Source organism: Pelobacter seleniigenes DSM 18267 (assembly GCF_000711225.1).
Lineage (GTDB): Bacteria > Desulfobacterota > Desulfuromonadia > Desulfuromonadales > Geopsychrobacteraceae > Seleniibacterium > Seleniibacterium seleniigenes.
On record NZ_JOMG01000004.1, the window covers coordinates 935,086 to 951,164 of the forward strand.

Consider the following 16,079-nt stretch of genomic DNA (forward strand, 5'->3'; position numbering starts at 1 on the left):
GCTGGGTGGCGTAGGATGGTGCTGTTTTTTCTCACTATGGCGCTCAGTCGATAGAACATCTAAATGAAAAGAATTGAAAAGGAAGACAGATGATGAAAACTGTAAAGAATGGCTTTGTTCTGCTGCTGTTGCTGGTTCCTCTGTTTGCGGTTTCTGCGGCGCATGCCGGTGACTTTGATTGGATGCATGACCTGAGTCTGCGCGCTCGGGCTGATCTTTCCGGGTTCAGGGCGCAGTTGGCCACGCGCTTTAAGATTGGCGATGCCCAAGTCAGGGTTGTCCTGGATAATGTTGCCAACCCGGCTGACGCCTATATGGTGTTGCGTCTGGGTGAGATGACGTCACGGCCGCCCAGATATGTGTTGGATCGCTATCGGTCCGAGCAAGGCAAGGGCTGGGGGGCGCTGGCAAAAAGCCTGGGTATTAAGCCCGGTTCAAGTGAGTTCAAGGCTCTCAAGCAAGGGAACGATCTCTATGGAGCTGAAGATTCGCAAGGGAAAGGGCATAAAAAGGATAAGCATAAGGGGAAAGGGAAGGGCTGAAATCCCTTTTTTGATGAGTCGAAGCGATGAAATTTTTGAACATTATGAATGGAAAATTGGGAGGAATGTGATGCGGATACAAAAAATGATTGGCCTGTTGTTGCTGTTGGCTTTTGTCGCGTTGCTCTCGGCCTGTTCGCCGGAGGTCGGCAGTGACGATTGGTGTAAAAACATGAAAGAAAAACCCAAGAAAGACTGGACCGCTAGCGAAGCCGCTGATTACACCAAGTATTGTCTCTTTAAATAACAGCTGGAGGAACTGCTGTCTTGACCTGTTGAAACAGGCGGTCGCCATGGCCGCCTGTTTTCGTTTGGCTTGATTTACCCAAGTTTTCCCAAGTCTAAACAGGCTGGCATTAAGGCAGGTCAAGGATGGCGCGGTGAGAACTAGAGCGTTGTCGATATTATTTACATTGAGTCGATGAACGACGAAATTGTCTTTTATCTTGCCGATATAATTGGGGTTTGTTCAAGGGCATATTTATTGCTTACTCATATGGTAAAGAATTTTTTCGAGGAAAGGATTCGACTATGAGAAATAAAGATATGCTAAATATAATCGTTATTCTATTTTTTCTCCTGATGGCCCCACTCTCCGCATGGGCAACCCCGATTCTTCAGGTCGGTGTGCCGACGGGTTCCGGCGGCTATGTCGTCAATACGTCCTCATCATCAAACCCGACCGAAACAGATACTGCGCTCACCAGCGGCAATCAGATTGTTGCGGCGGGGCAGTATCAGGACGGTTCGGTCGTGAACCTGGGTGGTGCTTATCTGACCGGGCCGGACTGGTCGTCGTTCGGATTTGCCGATGTGTTCAATGGGCATGGCGCAGTTTTGCTGGTTTCGGTGGCTGACGGACTGGGTGCCAACGCTTTTGCGAGTTTGACCATCAATGGCAATAATGCTTTCGCTTGGGACGCCAATAATAGCTATTTCAACAACAGCCATGATCCGTTGAAAGCGTTGACCTCAGATTTCCTGTTTTTCGATATCGGAACTTTTGCCAACAACAGCGCTGAGGTGCCAAACTTTCAAGATCCCGGTGCCGCATTAAAGGATGGCGAAGTCAAAAGCCTTACCCTGGCCGGAATGGGTGATCTCAGTTGGATTCACTTTGATCTGATGGCCTTGGAAACAGCGTATGGGAACGGGCAAAACAAAACCAGCCTGTTTACCAACGATCTGTTCAGCCCGAATTCCAAAGATGTGACCTGGAAAGCCCCGGCCCCTGTTCCCGAGCCGTCGACACTCATTTTGCTGGGGTGTGGCATTGCCGGGCTGGCCTTATACCGGAAGAGAGCTAAATGACAGGTTGAACTCTAGTCAGATGTAAATAATTTCGACAGGTAAACAAAAGCGGAACCTAAACTGGTTCCGCTTTTGTCGTTTAAAGAGTTTCTTCGGCTGCCAGCCAGCCATCAACTGATCAGTAGATCCTCCAACTGCAGGGGAATTCCCTGGCGGCTGCGTTCCAGCGCGGGCAACACATCCATGCTTGGCCAGAGCCCGTTTTGCAAGGTCTCTGCGTAACCACCGCTCAACCCGGCGGCCCGCATCTTTTCAACGCTGGTCGCGGCACTGTAAACAAGTCGCTGCCAGCGGCAATGCAGTCCGTGGGGAGTCGGGGAGAGCAGCATAAACCAGCCGTCCTGGGTGCCATCGTTGGCGGGCAGGCCGATGGCGCCGGCGTTCAGCCAGGCTCGGCGGTCAAGAATCCTCCCCCAGGGGATGCCGCAGTGGCCGCCGATAACGATGTCGGCAGCGGAATGTTCAAGCTCTTGGTACAGGGTCTGCTCAGCGCTGGAAGCGAAGAGGAAGCGATTGGTCTGGTTGACGCCGCCGTGGATCAGCTGAATGGTGCGGCCATGCATGCTGCAATGGAGGGCCCGCGGCAGGGTTGCCAGCCAAGCCCGCTCTGCCGCTGTCAAACTGTTGCGGGCAAAGTGGTACCAGTTGACGGACAGTAACGAGCAGGCTGAACCTTCGGCGAACCCGCAACCGCAATCAGGGGCCTCTGCGGCCAAAGCCTGTTCGCAGTTCCCCTGGACCACCGCAATGCCCCAATCCTGGATTAACTCCAGACACTCCCGGGGTTCGCCACAATAGGCAATGATATCGCCGGTGCAGATCACCCGCCGGGGCGGAAACTGATGCTGTTCAGCCCATTGGCGCATGGCTGCGGTCGCAGCCAGGTTGCTGTAAGGACCGCCGAAAATCAGCAGTGGTTCGTCAATGGAGCCGAGGTTCAGTGAATCAGGCAGTTGAGACATGGCCTAATCCCGTTTCGAGAGCGAACCGGAGGTGGTTTTGCCGCCAACCCAGAATGCGAGGCAACCGAGGCCGAGAACAGCGATGGTCAGGTAGAGTAATTTGGTGTACTTGTGAATATCGCCGAGCAGATGGCTGTAGCCGCTCGATTCGGTGAAATAAAGCACGGCCGCGGCCAGAGCCAAAACAAAGCTGGACAGATAGCTCCAGAGGGGAATGCGCTCCTGTTTGCCCCAGAGGGAAAAGAAGATGACCGGCGCCAGGTAAAGGGAGGCAGTGCCGCTCACCGCCACCGCACTGAACAGGTCTTTGTTCCCCCAGAAGACCAGGGCCAGCCCGATCAGCATGAACACGGCCATGACTGCACGGCCGTTGCGCAGGCTCATCTTCATGACGCCCATGTCCACCGCCAGAAGCTTGGCCGAACTGGATAGCGTGCTGTCCAGGGTCGACATCGCCGAGATGACCAGGGCGGCGTTGAACAGCATCATCGGGACGGTTCCCAACAGCTGCATGAGGGTGTCGTTCATGCTGGCGCCGGTAACCGCATGCGCTCCGGCCAGAACGCCAAGACAGCCGAAGGCGACAATGCAGACAATGCTGATCCAGGCAGCGTGCAGAAAACTTTTCCGGGTGGTTTCCCGGTTGGCCAGAAAGCCACGGTCCATCATCACCGGGTCGTGCATGGGGTAGCTCCAGACCTGCAGGAGCGCAACCAGCATCAGGACCGGGCCGGGTTGATCAATCACAAAGGGTTTAACCCAGAGGTCGGCGAAACCGACCGCGTGGTTGGTCACCACCAAAGCCAGCAGCAACAACAGCGTACCGAGGAAAATAACCATCTGAAACAGGTCGGTGCGCAACGATGCACGTAGCCCGCCGAGCATGGAATAGCCCAGAGTGATGGCGGAAAAAGCCAGGATGGTCAGGGTATAGGCGCTGCTCCCGGCCACCCCGAAGAGGATCCCGATGACCAGCAGGTTGGCGAACACTTCGCTGATCAAACGGATGGCGATCACGAAATTATAGCAGCCGGTTCCCCAGCTGCCGAAACGCGCCATCAGGAATGCCTGGACACTGCTGAAGCCCTGCTCATGACGGAGGCTGTCGATGATTTTGCCACCAGTTAGAAACGACAGGTAATAGCAGGCATAAGCCAGGGTTCCCCAGATACCGTAATAAAAGCCGAGGATCGCTGCATTCATCAAGGACCGGGCGAAGATCCAGGTGGTCACCTGGGAAAAGGTCAGAGTCAGCAGTCCGGGCTGGCTTCCGTCAATTCCCTGGCCCTGATAAAATGCCCCTTCGCTTTCCGCTCGCGGAGAAATCAGCACCGAAGCGAGGGCGACAAAACCGGCGAAGACCGGCAGAATGTAATCCATAAAAAGCTCTCCTGTCAGACAAGCTATAAATCTTTATTTATCAGCTAATTAATACATTGTTGTTAAAGTTTATTCCGAACAACTGGCTCCGCAGGCGAAACAGGAATAGCAACGATGATGGCCGAGCATAACCCGTTTGCTCATGGCTTCCTGCAGGGTGCTGCCCAGATCGTACACGGACAGGTCATCAACCAGGGTGCAGGCGTAGACCCCACAGCGACCGTTTTTGCGGACGATCATTTTACTGAAATTACACATGAAGGCGTCGCGCTGATCGGCATTGAGGTACCGGGTCATACAGGTTTCGGTGATCTCCGGGACCTCGGGGAAAGAGCCGGGCAGGTGAAATTCGGGAAATTTGATGATGGTGATGTCTTCTGGAACCCCGGCAGATCGAAAGTAGGGTGCATAGGCCCGGTCAACCGCGGCGCTGTCTTCATTGGGCAGCATCAGCCGGGCAATGGACACGCCAAAGCCCATGGCATGCAGCCGGCCGAGGGTGGCGAGGGCTTTTTTAAAGTTGCCCTTGCCGCGTGATTCGTCATGCTTGGCCGGATCGGGGTGATCGAGGCTGACCCTGAAATTGAGCGGGTTCGGTTGCTCCGCCAATGCGCGCACTTCGGCCAGGCGATTCATCAGCGGCTCGGTGGCGTTGGTCAGGACCAGACAGGGTCGGTGCTCCAGGGCTGCGGCCAGAATGGCGGTGAACTCGGGGTTGACGAAGGGTTCGCCGCCGGTGAAGGAGAATTTTTTCACACCGAGATCAAGGGCTTCGGTAATAAAACGCCGGGCGTCGGTCAGGGTCAAAAATTCGATCCGATTGTCCCCTGGTTTGGAGCCTTCCAGGCAGAAAGGGCAACGCAGGTTGCAGTTGGTTCCGGTATGGAACCAGAGCTCATCCAGACGTTGCGGTTGAATATAGCCACGTGGCTCGTTCTGGCTGGTTTTGAGCCACTGGTCAGTGTTATCCGTTTTCATAGAAAAAAATCTCCCGATGAATTTGAGTAAAGTCGATCCCCCGGCTTTCCAGCCAGGTGCTGATGTCGTCGATCATGCTGTCCAGGCCGCACAGATAATAATGAATATCCGTTGCCAGCGGGACCTGGTCGAGGAGCCCGGTAATGCGGCCGTAAAAGTGTCCGTTCTGGCGTTCTTGCGAGGTTGCCAGACGGAACCAGGGCTGGTTTTGCAGTTCCGGCAGGGCAAAGGCGTCCATTTGCCTGGTTACGCCATACAGGCAGAGTTCCGGCTGCGCCGCGGGGCGGCTGCGCAGGCAGCTTAAAAATGGAGCGATCCCGGTGCCGGTGGCAAAGTAGACACGTTTTCCCGCCTGTCCACCGGCCGGCCGGAACCAGCCGAAAGGAGCACTGATGGTCAACCCGTCGCCGGGTTTGCGGTCGGCCAACCAGTCACTGACCTGGCCGCCCGGAAGGCGCCGGATCAATAACCGCAAGGCGGACTCACCGGTCCCCGAAGCAATGCTGTAAGGACGGGATTCCCCCTGCGGATTGAAAACGGCGACACAGGAGCCGGGTTCAAAGACAATCTTTCCCCGTTCCAGTTGCAGTTCAAAGAGGCTCTCGGTCAAAAAGTGCACGCTGCGAACCTTCAGTTCGATCATCGCGCTTCCCCCTCTGGTGCTGATACCGCAAACGAGTCCAGTTCAAGGACCACCCGCAACGCGTTCAATGCCCGCGCCAAAGGACCGGTTTCCTGCTGCAGACGGGCTTGCATAATGGCCCCCTCGATGGTTTCGACAATCAGCTCGGCCAACTCGACTGGCGGAAGGTCGCGACGGATTTGCCCGCGTTGCTGCGCTGCGGCAACCATGCTTTCCAGGCGACTGATCCAATCGTTAAAGACATGTTGAACCAACCGGGCAAAGCGCGGTGCGGTATCGGCCGCTTCCAGGGCTGTATTACCAAAAATACAGCCGCCGTTCGCACCTTTGGCCAGGTTGCGCTCCAGCACTCCGGCAAAAAAGTGCTCCAGGGCTGCCCCTGGGGTGGGGCCGGTCAGTGCTTCATCCAGAAATGAATTGAAGGCCGCATGCGCTTTCTGGAGCACTTCCAGACCGATATCTTCCTTGCTTGAAAAATGAAAGTAAAGGTTGCCCTTGGTGGTCCCGGTTGCGTTGAGCAGGTCGGTCACCGTTGTTGCCAGGATTCCCTTGCGTTGGAAAACCTGGCTGGCATTAGCAAGAATTTTGGAGCGCGTCAAGTCCCCTTTGGTCGACATAATTCCCTCATCTACAAAAACAGACCGTTTGGTATATTAACTTTATCAACGGAAATGACCGTTTTTGTCAATGGCTGAACAGGTGTTCAGAGAAATCTTGATCTGAGGTTTATAAAATCTTTATCTGGCTGCCAAAAGACAGCGCACAGAGATGATTGCAAATATGACGGGGGCTTACGGGGAAACGCTTCGGCCACGCTGCTCAAGTCAGGCAACCTGGCCGAAAAGGTGGAGTATTTTCTGACTTCCCAGAAGCAATGAGAGAGGGAAGGTCATTGCTTCTGGTCGGCCAGCCTTTGGATTGCAGCAGCCTGCTACCGAGCGGTCAACGATTGGTCCACTGAAACGCATGGGGCCATAAAGAAGTATTGCTGCTGGTGATGCTGGTATGACAGACATTGCAGGCGCTCGGATTACCGGAGCCGTGCTCCTCAATAAATTCTCCGGAACCTTCCCCTTTGGAACCTGAATGGCAGACCGCACAACTGCCCAGGGAAAGAGCTTTCCCCTGATATTGCAGGGGTTGATAGTTGTCTGTGGCCTCGCGGGAAGGATACATGGCATGGGGGCTGCCATGACAGGCCGCGCAGTTCATGCCGCCATGCCCGACCGCATTGCGATAGAGCACGGTGCCGGTATTGACCTCGGCCACGCCGGTATGACAATCGCTGCAGTTCGGCTCTGATCCCCAGGGAATCCGGCCGTTGGCGATGGTGGTGGCGACATTCTGCAGGGTCCCGTGGCAACTGGTGCAATTGCCGTCGGCTGCGGTATGGGCAAGGCTGCGGTTACATTTGGTTGTGGTCCCCGGGTGGCAGTCGTAGCAGGTTGCGGTGCTGTGCGTAGCATGGTAACCGTGGATAGCCTGAGAGAGGTAGGGCGCTCCATTATTTGGAGCATTCAAAGCCGGGCTGCCATGACAGGAGGCGCAGAGCACCGGGGTGCTGCTGGCAAGGCTGGTTCCTTCTCCAGCATCATGCAACTGTAGGATATTGGCGAATGCATTTGTTCCATGGCACTTTGCGCAGTTGATCTCATCCGACGTCGGCACGGTGGCGCGGGTCTGGGCAAGAGTATTGCCGTTACCATCCTTGGCGGTGATTTCGATCACCTGGTAAGGGTTCCACACCCCGTCATCATCGACCGGGGTGGCGGGGATTCCGTTGACCTCGAAGTGGCTTCCGGATACGACCATGGTGCCGGAAAGACCGTTATGGCGGGTTGGATCAACCAGGTTGAGCCCGGTATCCGGCGTCAGGGTGATCCCGAACAAATCGAGGACATAAGTCCAGAACTGGCCATAGTCACTGCCGAAGCCGGAATAGGTTTTGTCGGCCGAGGAGGTATTGTTGACCAGCCGATAGGAGAGGGTGACCCCGCTGGTGACGATCTGCGGCGGGCTGCCGCGTTTGACCAGTTGGGCCCAGACCGTATTGTAGGGCGGCAGGATGACCAGGGTGTCATAGGTCGGGTTCAGGCAGTGCATGCCCAGATCATTCCAGGCCAGCAGGGTGTAATCACTGCCGGTTGCGGGAACGTTACTGCTGTCATCGTCATTATCTCCGCCGCCCCCTCCGCCACCGCACGCGGTCAGAAACAGACCGCAACAAAGTATCAGACCAACGAGCCAAATCGTAACGCGATTCCTTGTTTTCATGGGAATACCTCCTGAAGAATGAAATTGACCAATAGCGGTGTCGTTGTCTGAGTCGACTCTTGTGCCTATCCGAAGCAGGTTCTGGCTTCGGAAACTCAGCTGGCAGTTGCTTGAAAAGTCCAGTCCGGGACATTTCCAAGCGACACCGGGGCCCTCAGTAGAATGACAATGTGGCCGTTGAATACATTTCACGTCAAAAGGGTAAGTATCTGAAGACAAGAAGGTTCAAATAAAATCAAAACAGCTATTTTGCAGATCTCAACCAGGGTCCAAAAAAAAGCTGTGGTATTGGTATCGTTTATTTTTATCCGGCAGTCAAAAGAGAAACCTTTGACCTCGATGGGGGATAACCGCATGCCGAATGCTGCTTTGAGTGAGCTATTGGGGTGGCATAACTTTCAGCAATTCAACCGTATAGACCAGAGTCTGATCCGCGAGCGGTCCGCGTTTGCCATAGCCGAGGCTGGGGGGAATATAGAGCTCCCATGTGCTCCCTTCGGTCATCAACTGCAGCCCTTCTGCTAATCCCGGGATCAGCTGGTTGATTGCAAGGGTGGCGGGTGTCCCTTTGCGGTAGGTGGAATCGAAAACCTGGCCGTTGACGGTGGCCGCTTCATAATTCAGCTGGACACTGTCGGCGCTCTGCGGCTGCGCTCCGCTCCCTGCCGCAATAATGCGATATTGCAAGCCGCTGGGAAGCACGGTCACTCCTTGCTCCCGGGCATTGGCGGACAGAAAACTCTGGCCGGCTTTTTTTGCCAGATCTTCTCTCTGCGCAGCGCTTTCAATGAGGTATTTGCGGGGATCACTCAGGATGGTCCGCATTTCTCCCTTGGGGAGTAAAGGGATATCGGTTTTACGGGCGTCTTCCAGCCCGCGCATGACCATTTCCGGAATCAGGGGAATACGTTGTTTGACGAACATATCGCCCAGCCGGAAACCGGCGGCATAGCTGACTGCATTCAAACCGGTCAGCTCCGGCGGGTCTTCAGTGTGGCCGAAGGAAGCTGGGAAGAGCAGAATGAACAGCATGAAGCAGAGTAGATTTTTTTTCATAAGGCATCCGGTTTTTATCCGTTGACTTGCGGTTATATGACCAACCAGGCACAGCTATGGATTGACTTTGATGAGTTTGATTTTATAGACGACGGTCTGGCCGGCCAGGGGACCGCTGTCCTTAAAAGCGAGGTTGTAGGGGATGTAAAGCTCCCACTCACTCCCTTCCGGCATCATTTTCAGCGCTTCGGCCCACCCCGGGATAACTTTATCGATCGTGAATTCAACCGGTGAGGCGGTGCCGTTCTTGGTGGTGCTGTCAAACTGCTGGCCATAGATATCCTGACCGGTATAAGCCACCCGAACCCGGTCTGTGGCGGCTGGTTGCGGTCCGCTGCCGGTTTGCAGGACTTTGTATTGCAGCCCGCTTGCCAGACTGACAACTCCGTCTTTGCTTTTGTTCTCAGCAAGGAATTTCTGACCGGCCTGGCGGATGTCGAGTTTTTGTTGTTCGGCCAGCTTGACAATCTTCTCCCGCAGTTCGGCCAGGGTAGTGATCATCTGGTCAAAGGGCATCAACGGTTCATTGCCGCTGGTGGCATCGATGATCCCCTGCAACAGGACTTCCGGGTTGACCTTGACCTGCTGACGGAGCAGGTCGCGACCGACCTGGTGACCGACACTGTAATTGATTTCGTCATTTTTCCCGTTCAGGACCGGTCGATCAGCGGCGCTGGTCGCTATGGCAAAGCCGATGAGTAGGGCGGTGATGAAAAGGGTTCGGTGCATGACGCCTCCGCTCTGTGGGGAACTTGTCCGGTTGTCAAAATGCTATTAGACCGTCCACCGTGTTCAGGATCAGTGGAATTCCGGCAGGATTTCCAGGAGTTCCATTTCGTAGATAACGGTCTGTCCGGCCATGGGGCCGGTATCCCGGTAGGCCATCCGGGTCGGGATATAAATTTCCCACTTGTCGCCTTCCCGCATCATGGGGAGAACCTGCGCCAGCCCCGGGATCAGTTTATTGACTTTGAATTCTGTCGGAGTCGGAATGCCCAGGGGGAAACTGCTGTCATAAACTTCGCCATCCACATTTTTGGCCTTGTAATTGACCAGGACCGCATCGGTCGGTTGGGGATGTTTGCCTTGCCCGGTCTTGAGGATTTTGTACTGCACGCCGCTCGGCAGGGATTCAACACCTTCCTTCTGGCTGTTTTCGGCAATAAATTTCTGCCCCTCCAGACGGTAGCCGATGATATCTTTTTGGGGTTCAACCGTCTTCGGGGCAGGCCTTTCCGCCGCTGCCGGCGACTGAGGTGCCAACTGTTCCAGGACCCGTCGCATGGCCTCTTCGGTCATGAACGGTTGCGCATGATTGGCCCCGTCGTAAACCCCCTGCCAGAGGGTTTCCGGCCTGAACTCCAGTTTTTTCTCGCGCAGTTGTTGCCCCAGCTGATAACCGAGACTGTAATTGATCTCATCCAACCGATCCTTAATAACCTGCGGCTCGGCGGCAATTACGGGGACAGCCGCGGCAAAAAACGTGCAGATCAGAAGTTCGACCAGCAGGCGATGGGTTTTCATGGCTGGTCCTTTTTCAGTTGAGCCAGCAACTCGGTCATCTCCTTGACGCTGAACCGCAATTTTTTGTGGTCGGTGACATCGGTGACTCCGAACAGGAGCGGTTCAGCGTTAATTTCAACCTTGGCCGCAACAATCTCTTGGCCGGTTTTATAGCCATAGGCATAGTTGATCTTTTCTAGAATATCTTCTTCCTTGGCTTGTTTAACAGTTCGCAATGCCTGCATCTCGTCCTGTGAATATTGAGGCTCCAGTTGCTCCGAGGCATCAAAGAGCCCGTCCAGGAGGCGATCAATGCGCAACTGGACGGCGTTGCGCTGGAGATCCTTGCCTAAAAAGTGGCCGAAGCTGTAATTGATATCATCCAGCCGCTGACTGTTTTGGGCGAAAGCGGGGAGTGCGCCTGACAGGGAGATGAATAGAGTCAGTAAAAGAATCGTTCTCATTGCAGGTCCTTGTCGCGACAGGGGGAATGTGCCGATCATGGTTGCTTGATTTCAAACTATGTTTTGTTTGTAGATTTTACCTTGCTTCTCACCATTTGCAGAGTGAAAAGTTGCCGCCCCGCGGTTTTGGGGCGGCAACATCGTTAACTGCGACCTGACGAATCAGGGCACCGGGAACCCTTGAGGTTTGGTCCCGACATAGTAGGGGCGCATCATTTCGTTGTCTTCGTGTTCAACGATATGGCAATGCCAGACATACAGCCCCGGGATGTCAAAGGTGGCCTTAACCCGGGTGATCTCGCCGGGATAGGTCAGCACCGTATCCTTCATTCCGAGTTCGTTGGGCAACGGCGGAATCGGTGCGCCGATGGGGGCAAAGGTCGGGCTGAGCGGATCAAACAACTGGCGATGAACGATTTCGTAACGGACCAGGTGCATATGGATCGGATGGCCGTCTACCGTCAGGTTGTAGAAATCCCAGTTTTCCGTTGAGTTAAGGGCCGGGTTTTCGGTCACCGGATCTCTCCACAACATCGGAGAACTGGCTAGCGGGCTGTTGGCGACCAGCGGGTCAGACCCGATCGTCCCCAGCAGGGCAGCTTTTGGCGCCTGGGGAACCGCACCTAAGGCAGCGCAGTCCGCGACGATATTCGGATTGGGGGCCGGGAACGTTGCCACGGTGGTAATGGCCCCGGTCGGTCCGACCGTGACGCAGACCTGGGCGGACTCTTCTTCATTCAGGCTCAATTGGCGGGTGACCGAAGCGGTTGCCGTAATATCCGGCTCGGCATTCATGGTCAAAGCCAACGGTGAGGTGGTGGTGGCATCTGCCAGTACGGTCAGCGCATTATTGACGACAAACTGCATGACCTGGCCGGAGGTGGCCGGATCAGCCGGGATATCCGGGAACCCGCCAAAGGGGGCGTCCGGCGCGGTGTTGAGTACGCGGACAATGGTTCCGTTCGGCAGACCGCTGAAATCGACGATAACATCGGCGCGTTCAGCCGGGGCCATCAACAGCGCCTGCATCGGATCGGGCAGTGGTACCGGGGCCGGGATCGTTCCGTCACCGGGCAGGACCGCTGCGGAACCGGTCTGGATCATGACCACGTTAGGCAGGAAACCCTGATCGCCACCGATCTGATAAAAAGGAACCTCAATCCCGTAGCGAACCGGACGTTGGTTCTGGGCAGCCACCAGGCGAGCCTGCAAACGCGCTGCCCGGGCCGGGAAACGGACCGCAAGGCGATTGATCAGGCGAATTAAGGCTGCGTCGACCTGATTGACAAATGGCGTGGGGATCACCTCAAACATCGACAGATTGATAAAGCGTGAGTTGCTGCCATTAAGCAGCCGGAAGCGGTATTTGGCCGGCGCGACCTCAAATTGAGGCCAAGTGGTGCCGTTGACCACCATGGTGTTGAAAAACGCTTCCGGGTTCCAGATCGGCGCGATATCGCTGCCGGCATTGGCATCGCCGACATAGGGGCCGTTAAAGCCGTCAAAGAACGCCCGGGTATTCGGGTAGAACAGGGAGCCGTCGGTATTAAAGGAACGATCCTGGATCACGATCGGGATCTCGCGAATGGTCTGCCGGACAGCTGGATCAAAGTTCGGGTCTGCCATGCCGCTTGGGGCAGGCCCTGGTAAAACGGCAGGGGCGCCACCGGTCGTGGTGGGAGCATCGTAGCTGCCACGGATCAGCCAGAAACCGGCCGGGCCGGCATAGACGTTGAGTCGGGTCATGCCCAGGGCGTGGTCATGATACCAGAGAGTTGCTGCCGGCTGGCTGTTTTCATAACTGTAAAACGCTGCGCCCGGAACCGGATCGAAATCGACCGTATTTTTATAATCCTGGACGGCACCGGTGGAGCTGTCGTACTGGGTGTAGAGAGTCCCGGTGGTGATGTACCCGGCCGGGATGTTGTTGGCTGCCGGCAGCCACCAGGCTTCCGGATAACCGTCAGATTCTGGGTTGACATGGGCTCCGTGGACGTGAGTGACAATCGGGACCGGTCCGGTGTAGGGCGCCGGATTAAGGGTTGCACAGTCGGTCTGTTGCGGCAGGCCACTGTCAACGCAGCCGGTTCCGGTCGGATTGGCCCAGTGCAGGGTCTGATCGACGGTATTGGTCAGAATGTGGGGAAGGTAGTTGCCGGTGACCGGATCTTTGAGATCATTGATCCAGCGCACGGTCGTCGGGCTGTTGGAAAGGTTTTCAACGGTAAAGGCCGGATAGTTGTAATTCGCACCCGGACTTCCCAGTGCTGCCGGGGCCACATACCCCGGAGGAGGTAAATCCTGTTCCGGGCCATAGCTCCAGATCGGGGTTGGTGGAAACGCGTCACTGCGTCCGTTAACTGTGTTCCAGACTCCACCGGGCAGAATCTGCTGCTGGAATTGGCGAACCGCAATGTTGTATTTGGCCGCAGGGATGTTGTTCGGGTCAACGCCCGGAACTGCTGGCTGTACGGTGGCGGTGGGCATTTCAGGGGGAATAACCAGCGGTTGCACATACTTGGGGATGGTCAGCGGATCCAGGGTTCCTCCCGGTAACGGGGCGGCCATGGTCGTAGCGGAAATCCAGGCCATAACCAGAATCATGGAGACTGAAAGAATCCCCCATCGTTTGCTTCTGCTGCATCTTTTTTCAAGCATTTTTACCTCCCTATGTCTCGATAAACGAGAAAACCAGGTGCCTGTTCAGTAGGTAGCCGAGGATGTTTGTAACGTTTATGAAATATTTTGTTTATTAAATCAGTAATATAAGAAAGTACATTGGTCTATGGGGGAAAATAGAAATGGTTGGTAGGAAATGCCTACCATAAAAATCTTGAAACAACAGGGTGTTACCTATTGTTATATGATGGGATTGTTGAAATTTCTAAATAGCACGGAAGACCGAAAAATTCATTCGTGTTTACAATAGGTTGTCGATGCTTGTATTGAATAACTTAATAACAAGGTTTTTATTGATCGATTCAAAGTTGAGTTTTTGGTGATTTTAAGAACAAAATTATTTTTTTCTAAATAAAAGAAAAAGATATCATGCTTGTAATAAATATCGATAAATCGGGGTGTTGGAGGTTACTATGAGAACGTCTTCCGGCAGTCAACTAAGGGAGTTGTCCTTTTATTAAGGTTACGCCCGAACCAGAGATAATAGATAGCTGGATAAAGCAGCAGTTCCATAATGCCCGAGGTCATCACTCCGCCGATCATGGGTGCGGCAATCCGTTTCATCACGTCGGCGCCGCTGCCTTGACTCCACATGATTGGTAGCAGTCCGAAGATAATCACGGCAATGGTCATGATTTTTGGGCGGACCCGGCGTACCGCGCCATGATGAATGGCTTCTTTCAGATCCTCCCGGTTATTCAGCCGTCCCTGTGCGCTCCACAGCCGCTGGGAGAGGTCCAGATAAAGCAGCATGACCACGCCGGTTTCGGCATCAAGTCCGGCCAGGGCGATCAGCCCGATCCAGGTCGCCACAGACAGATGATAGCCCAGTAGATACAGAAACCAGAAAGCTCCAACCAGGGAGAAGGGGACGGCCAACAGGACGATCAATGTTTTGGCGATCGATCTGGTATTCAGGTAGATGATCAGCACAATCAGCAGCAACGTCAGTGGGATGATCAGCTGCAGCCGTTGGTGAGCGGCCTGGAGATATTCATACTGACCGCTCCAGATCAGGCTGTACCCTTCGGGAAGGCTGATCTGCTCGGCTACTGCCTGTTGGGCTGCGGCCACAAAGGTGCCGACATCGATATTGCGCAGGTCAACATAAACCCAGACCGTGCGGCGGGCATTCTCGCTCTTGATCATTGGCGGCCCCTGGAGTATTTCCAGCCGGGCCAGTTGCGATATGGGGACGTGACTACCGTCGTCCAGCGGGACCAGAACCCGGTTGAGGGCGGGCAGGTCATTGCGGAAGTCGCGCTGATAGCGCAGATTGACCGGGTAACGTTCCAGCCCTTCAACGGTCTGAGTGATGTTACTGCCGCCGATGGCGGTCTGGATGATCTCCTGAACCTGGCCGACGGTCAGGCCGTAGCGGGCGGCGGCGCGGCGATCGACAACAAAGTCCAGGTAATAGCCGCCCACGGCACGTTCGGAGTAGGCGCTGAGCGCTCCTTCCTGCTGTCGCATCAGGGCTTCGATCTGCTCGCCGAGGGCAGAGAGGGTGGGCAGATCCTCCCCCATGATTTTGATGCCGACCGGGGTTTTGATACCGGTGGAGAGCATGTCGATGCGTGCCCTGATCGGCATCGTCCAGGCGTTGGTCAGGCCGGGGAACTGGATTTCCCGGTCCAACTCGTTGACCAGGGTGTCGATATCGATGGGACTTTGCTCCGGCCAGATCCAGGCCAGCGGGGTTTTGACGAAATCGAGGGCAGCCGGCCAGTCCGAATAGAAGCGCTTACGTTGCACCTGGCGCCATTGCTCGCGCGGTTTGAGCATGATGGTTGTTTCCAGCATGGACAGCGGGGCCGGGTCGGTAGCGGTTTCGGCGCGGCCGATCTTACCGAAGGTTTTGGCGACCTCAGGGAAAGAGGCAATGATCCGATCGGTCTGTTGGAGCAATTCACGTGCTTTGGTGGTGGAAATCCCCGGCAGGGTGGTTGGCATATAAAGCAGGTCGCCCTCCTGCAGCGGAGGCATGAATTCGCTGCCGAGGGGTCTGGGCGCCAGGTGTAGCGGCCAGAGAATCGACAGGGTTAAAAGCAGGGCCAGCAACAGGCTCGGCCAGCGCCACTTGAGGACGAAATTGACCAGCGGGTGGTAGATCCAGATAAAGAACCGGTTGATTGGATTGTGGGTTTCCGGCTTGATCTTGCCGCGAATAAACCAGCCCATCAGAATCGGCACCAGGGTCACCGAGAGCAGCGCGGCTGCGGCCATGGCATAGGTTTTGGTATAGGCGAGGGGTTTGAACAACCGACCGGACTGTTCCTGCAGGGCG

General features: G+C 55.3%; 15 protein-coding genes. 3 read left to right on the forward strand and 12 right to left on the reverse strand.

The features are described from left to right. Window positions 1–89 precede the first annotated feature (89 nt). From N909_RS0121185 to N909_RS26235, 3 genes are all read left to right on the forward strand, one after another. Window positions 90–542, forward strand: a complete 453-nt coding sequence (locus tag N909_RS0121185; RefSeq protein ID WP_029918111.1) for a hypothetical protein — start codon at window positions 90–92, stop codon at window positions 540–542. 70 nt (window positions 543–612) lie between these two features. Beyond that, window positions 613–789 (forward strand): DUF3012 domain-containing protein, encoded by a 177-nt coding sequence (locus N909_RS24125; RefSeq protein WP_036684418.1) that lies wholly within the window; start codon window positions 613–615, stop codon window positions 787–789. Window positions 790–1,073: 284 nt separating this feature from the next. After that, window positions 1,074–1,853 carry a choice-of-anchor N protein gene (locus N909_RS26235; RefSeq protein WP_029918112.1) on the forward strand — a complete coding sequence of 260 codons (780 nt, stop codon included), beginning with the start codon at window positions 1,074–1,076 and terminating at the stop codon, window positions 1,851–1,853. A 110-nt stretch (window positions 1,854–1,963) separates the two neighbouring features. On the opposite strand, the gene N909_RS0121200 is transcribed toward N909_RS26235, so the two are convergent. The 12 genes from N909_RS0121200 to N909_RS0121260 all read right to left on the reverse strand — a co-directional run. Next, the gene (locus N909_RS0121200; RefSeq protein WP_029918113.1) at window positions 1,964–2,815 is read right to left on the reverse strand and encodes a metallophosphoesterase family protein; all 852 of its coding nucleotides are present in this window, start codon (window positions 2,813–2,815) and stop codon (window positions 1,964–1,966) included. A gap of 3 nt (window positions 2,816–2,818) precedes the next feature. Next, a complete protein-coding gene (locus tag N909_RS0121205) occupies window positions 2,819–4,195 on the reverse strand; it encodes an SLC5/6 family protein (RefSeq protein ID WP_029918114.1) in 1,377 nt (458 codons plus the stop codon). Between the two features lie 69 nt (window positions 4,196–4,264). Continuing rightward, window positions 4,265–5,173 (reverse strand): radical SAM protein, encoded by a 909-nt coding sequence (locus N909_RS0121210; RefSeq protein WP_029918115.1) that lies wholly within the window; start codon window positions 5,171–5,173, stop codon window positions 4,265–4,267. After that, window positions 5,160–5,816 (reverse strand): ferredoxin--NADP reductase, encoded by a 657-nt coding sequence (locus N909_RS0121215; protein WP_029918116.1) that lies wholly within the window; start codon window positions 5,814–5,816, stop codon window positions 5,160–5,162. Before N909_RS0121215 ends, N909_RS0121210 begins: the two co-directional genes overlap by 14 nt. Then, window positions 5,813–6,433: a TetR/AcrR family transcriptional regulator gene (locus tag N909_RS0121220; RefSeq protein WP_029918117.1), complete on the reverse strand. Its 621-nt coding sequence runs from the start codon at window positions 6,431–6,433 to the stop codon at window positions 5,813–5,815. Before N909_RS0121220 ends, N909_RS0121215 begins: the two co-directional genes overlap by 4 nt. A 325-nt stretch (window positions 6,434–6,758) precedes the next feature. Next, window positions 6,759–8,090, reverse strand: a complete 1,332-nt coding sequence (locus N909_RS0121225) for a multiheme c-type cytochrome (protein WP_029918118.1) — start codon at window positions 8,088–8,090, stop codon at window positions 6,759–6,761. Window positions 8,091–8,468: 378 nt separating this feature from the next. Next, window positions 8,469–9,146, reverse strand: a complete 678-nt coding sequence (locus N909_RS0121235; RefSeq protein ID WP_051690005.1) for an FKBP-type peptidyl-prolyl cis-trans isomerase — start codon at window positions 9,144–9,146, stop codon at window positions 8,469–8,471. A gap of 54 nt (window positions 9,147–9,200) precedes the next feature. After that, window positions 9,201–9,875, reverse strand: a complete 675-nt coding sequence (locus N909_RS0121240) for an FKBP-type peptidyl-prolyl cis-trans isomerase N-terminal domain-containing protein (RefSeq protein WP_029918120.1) — start codon at window positions 9,873–9,875, stop codon at window positions 9,201–9,203. Window positions 9,876–9,944: 69 nt separating this feature from the next. After that, window positions 9,945–10,670, reverse strand: coding sequence for an FKBP-type peptidyl-prolyl cis-trans isomerase N-terminal domain-containing protein (locus N909_RS0121245; protein ID WP_029918121.1), 726 nt, complete (start codon window positions 10,668–10,670; stop codon window positions 9,945–9,947). Then, a complete protein-coding gene (locus N909_RS0121250; RefSeq protein ID WP_029918122.1) occupies window positions 10,667–11,113 on the reverse strand; it encodes an FKBP-type peptidyl-prolyl cis-trans isomerase N-terminal domain-containing protein in 447 nt (148 codons plus the stop codon). Before N909_RS0121250 ends, N909_RS0121245 begins: the two co-directional genes overlap by 4 nt. Window positions 11,114–11,275: 162 nt before the next feature. Beyond that, window positions 11,276–13,771: a multicopper oxidase domain-containing protein gene (locus N909_RS0121255; RefSeq protein WP_051690006.1), complete on the reverse strand. Its 2,496-nt coding sequence runs from the start codon at window positions 13,769–13,771 to the stop codon at window positions 11,276–11,278. A gap of 432 nt (window positions 13,772–14,203) precedes the next feature. Then, window positions 14,204–16,079: efflux RND transporter permease subunit (locus N909_RS0121260; RefSeq protein WP_036684206.1), on the reverse strand; the 1,876-nt coding region annotated here is incomplete at its 5' end.

Excerpts from the sequence above, each read along its gene's own strand:
- N909_RS0121185 (WP_029918111.1), top strand. The coding sequence starts at position 90 with ATGATGAAAACTGTAAAGAATGGCTTTGTTCTGCTGCTGTTGCTGGTT.
- N909_RS24125 (WP_036684418.1), top strand. The coding sequence starts at position 613 with ATGCGGATACAAAAAATGATTGGCCTGTTGTTGCTGTTGGCTTTTGTC.
- N909_RS26235 (WP_029918112.1), top strand. The coding sequence starts at position 1,074 with ATGAGAAATAAAGATATGCTAAATATAATCGTTATTCTATTTTTTCTC.
- N909_RS0121200 (WP_029918113.1), bottom strand. The coding sequence starts at position 2,815 with ATGTCTCAACTGCCTGATTCACTGAACCTCGGCTCCATTGACGAACCA.
- N909_RS0121205 (WP_029918114.1), bottom strand. The coding sequence starts at position 4,195 with ATGGATTACATTCTGCCGGTCTTCGCCGGTTTTGTCGCCCTCGCTTCG.
- N909_RS0121210 (WP_029918115.1), bottom strand. The coding sequence starts at position 5,173 with ATGAAAACGGATAACACTGACCAGTGGCTCAAAACCAGCCAGAACGAG.
- N909_RS0121215 (WP_029918116.1), bottom strand. The coding sequence starts at position 5,816 with ATGATCGAACTGAAGGTTCGCAGCGTGCACTTTTTGACCGAGAGCCTC.
- N909_RS0121220 (WP_029918117.1), bottom strand. The coding sequence starts at position 6,433 with ATGTCGACCAAAGGGGACTTGACGCGCTCCAAAATTCTTGCTAATGCC.
- N909_RS0121225 (WP_029918118.1), bottom strand. The coding sequence starts at position 8,090 with ATGAAAACAAGGAATCGCGTTACGATTTGGCTCGTTGGTCTGATACTT.
- N909_RS0121235 (WP_051690005.1), bottom strand. The coding sequence starts at position 9,146 with ATGAAAAAAAATCTACTCTGCTTCATGCTGTTCATTCTGCTCTTCCCA.
- N909_RS0121240 (WP_029918120.1), bottom strand. The coding sequence starts at position 9,875 with ATGCACCGAACCCTTTTCATCACCGCCCTACTCATCGGCTTTGCCATA.
- N909_RS0121245 (WP_029918121.1), bottom strand. The coding sequence starts at position 10,670 with ATGAAAACCCATCGCCTGCTGGTCGAACTTCTGATCTGCACGTTTTTT.
- N909_RS0121250 (WP_029918122.1), bottom strand. The coding sequence starts at position 11,113 with ATGAGAACGATTCTTTTACTGACTCTATTCATCTCCCTGTCAGGCGCA.
- N909_RS0121255 (WP_051690006.1), bottom strand. The coding sequence starts at position 13,771 with ATGCTTGAAAAAAGATGCAGCAGAAGCAAACGATGGGGGATTCTTTCA.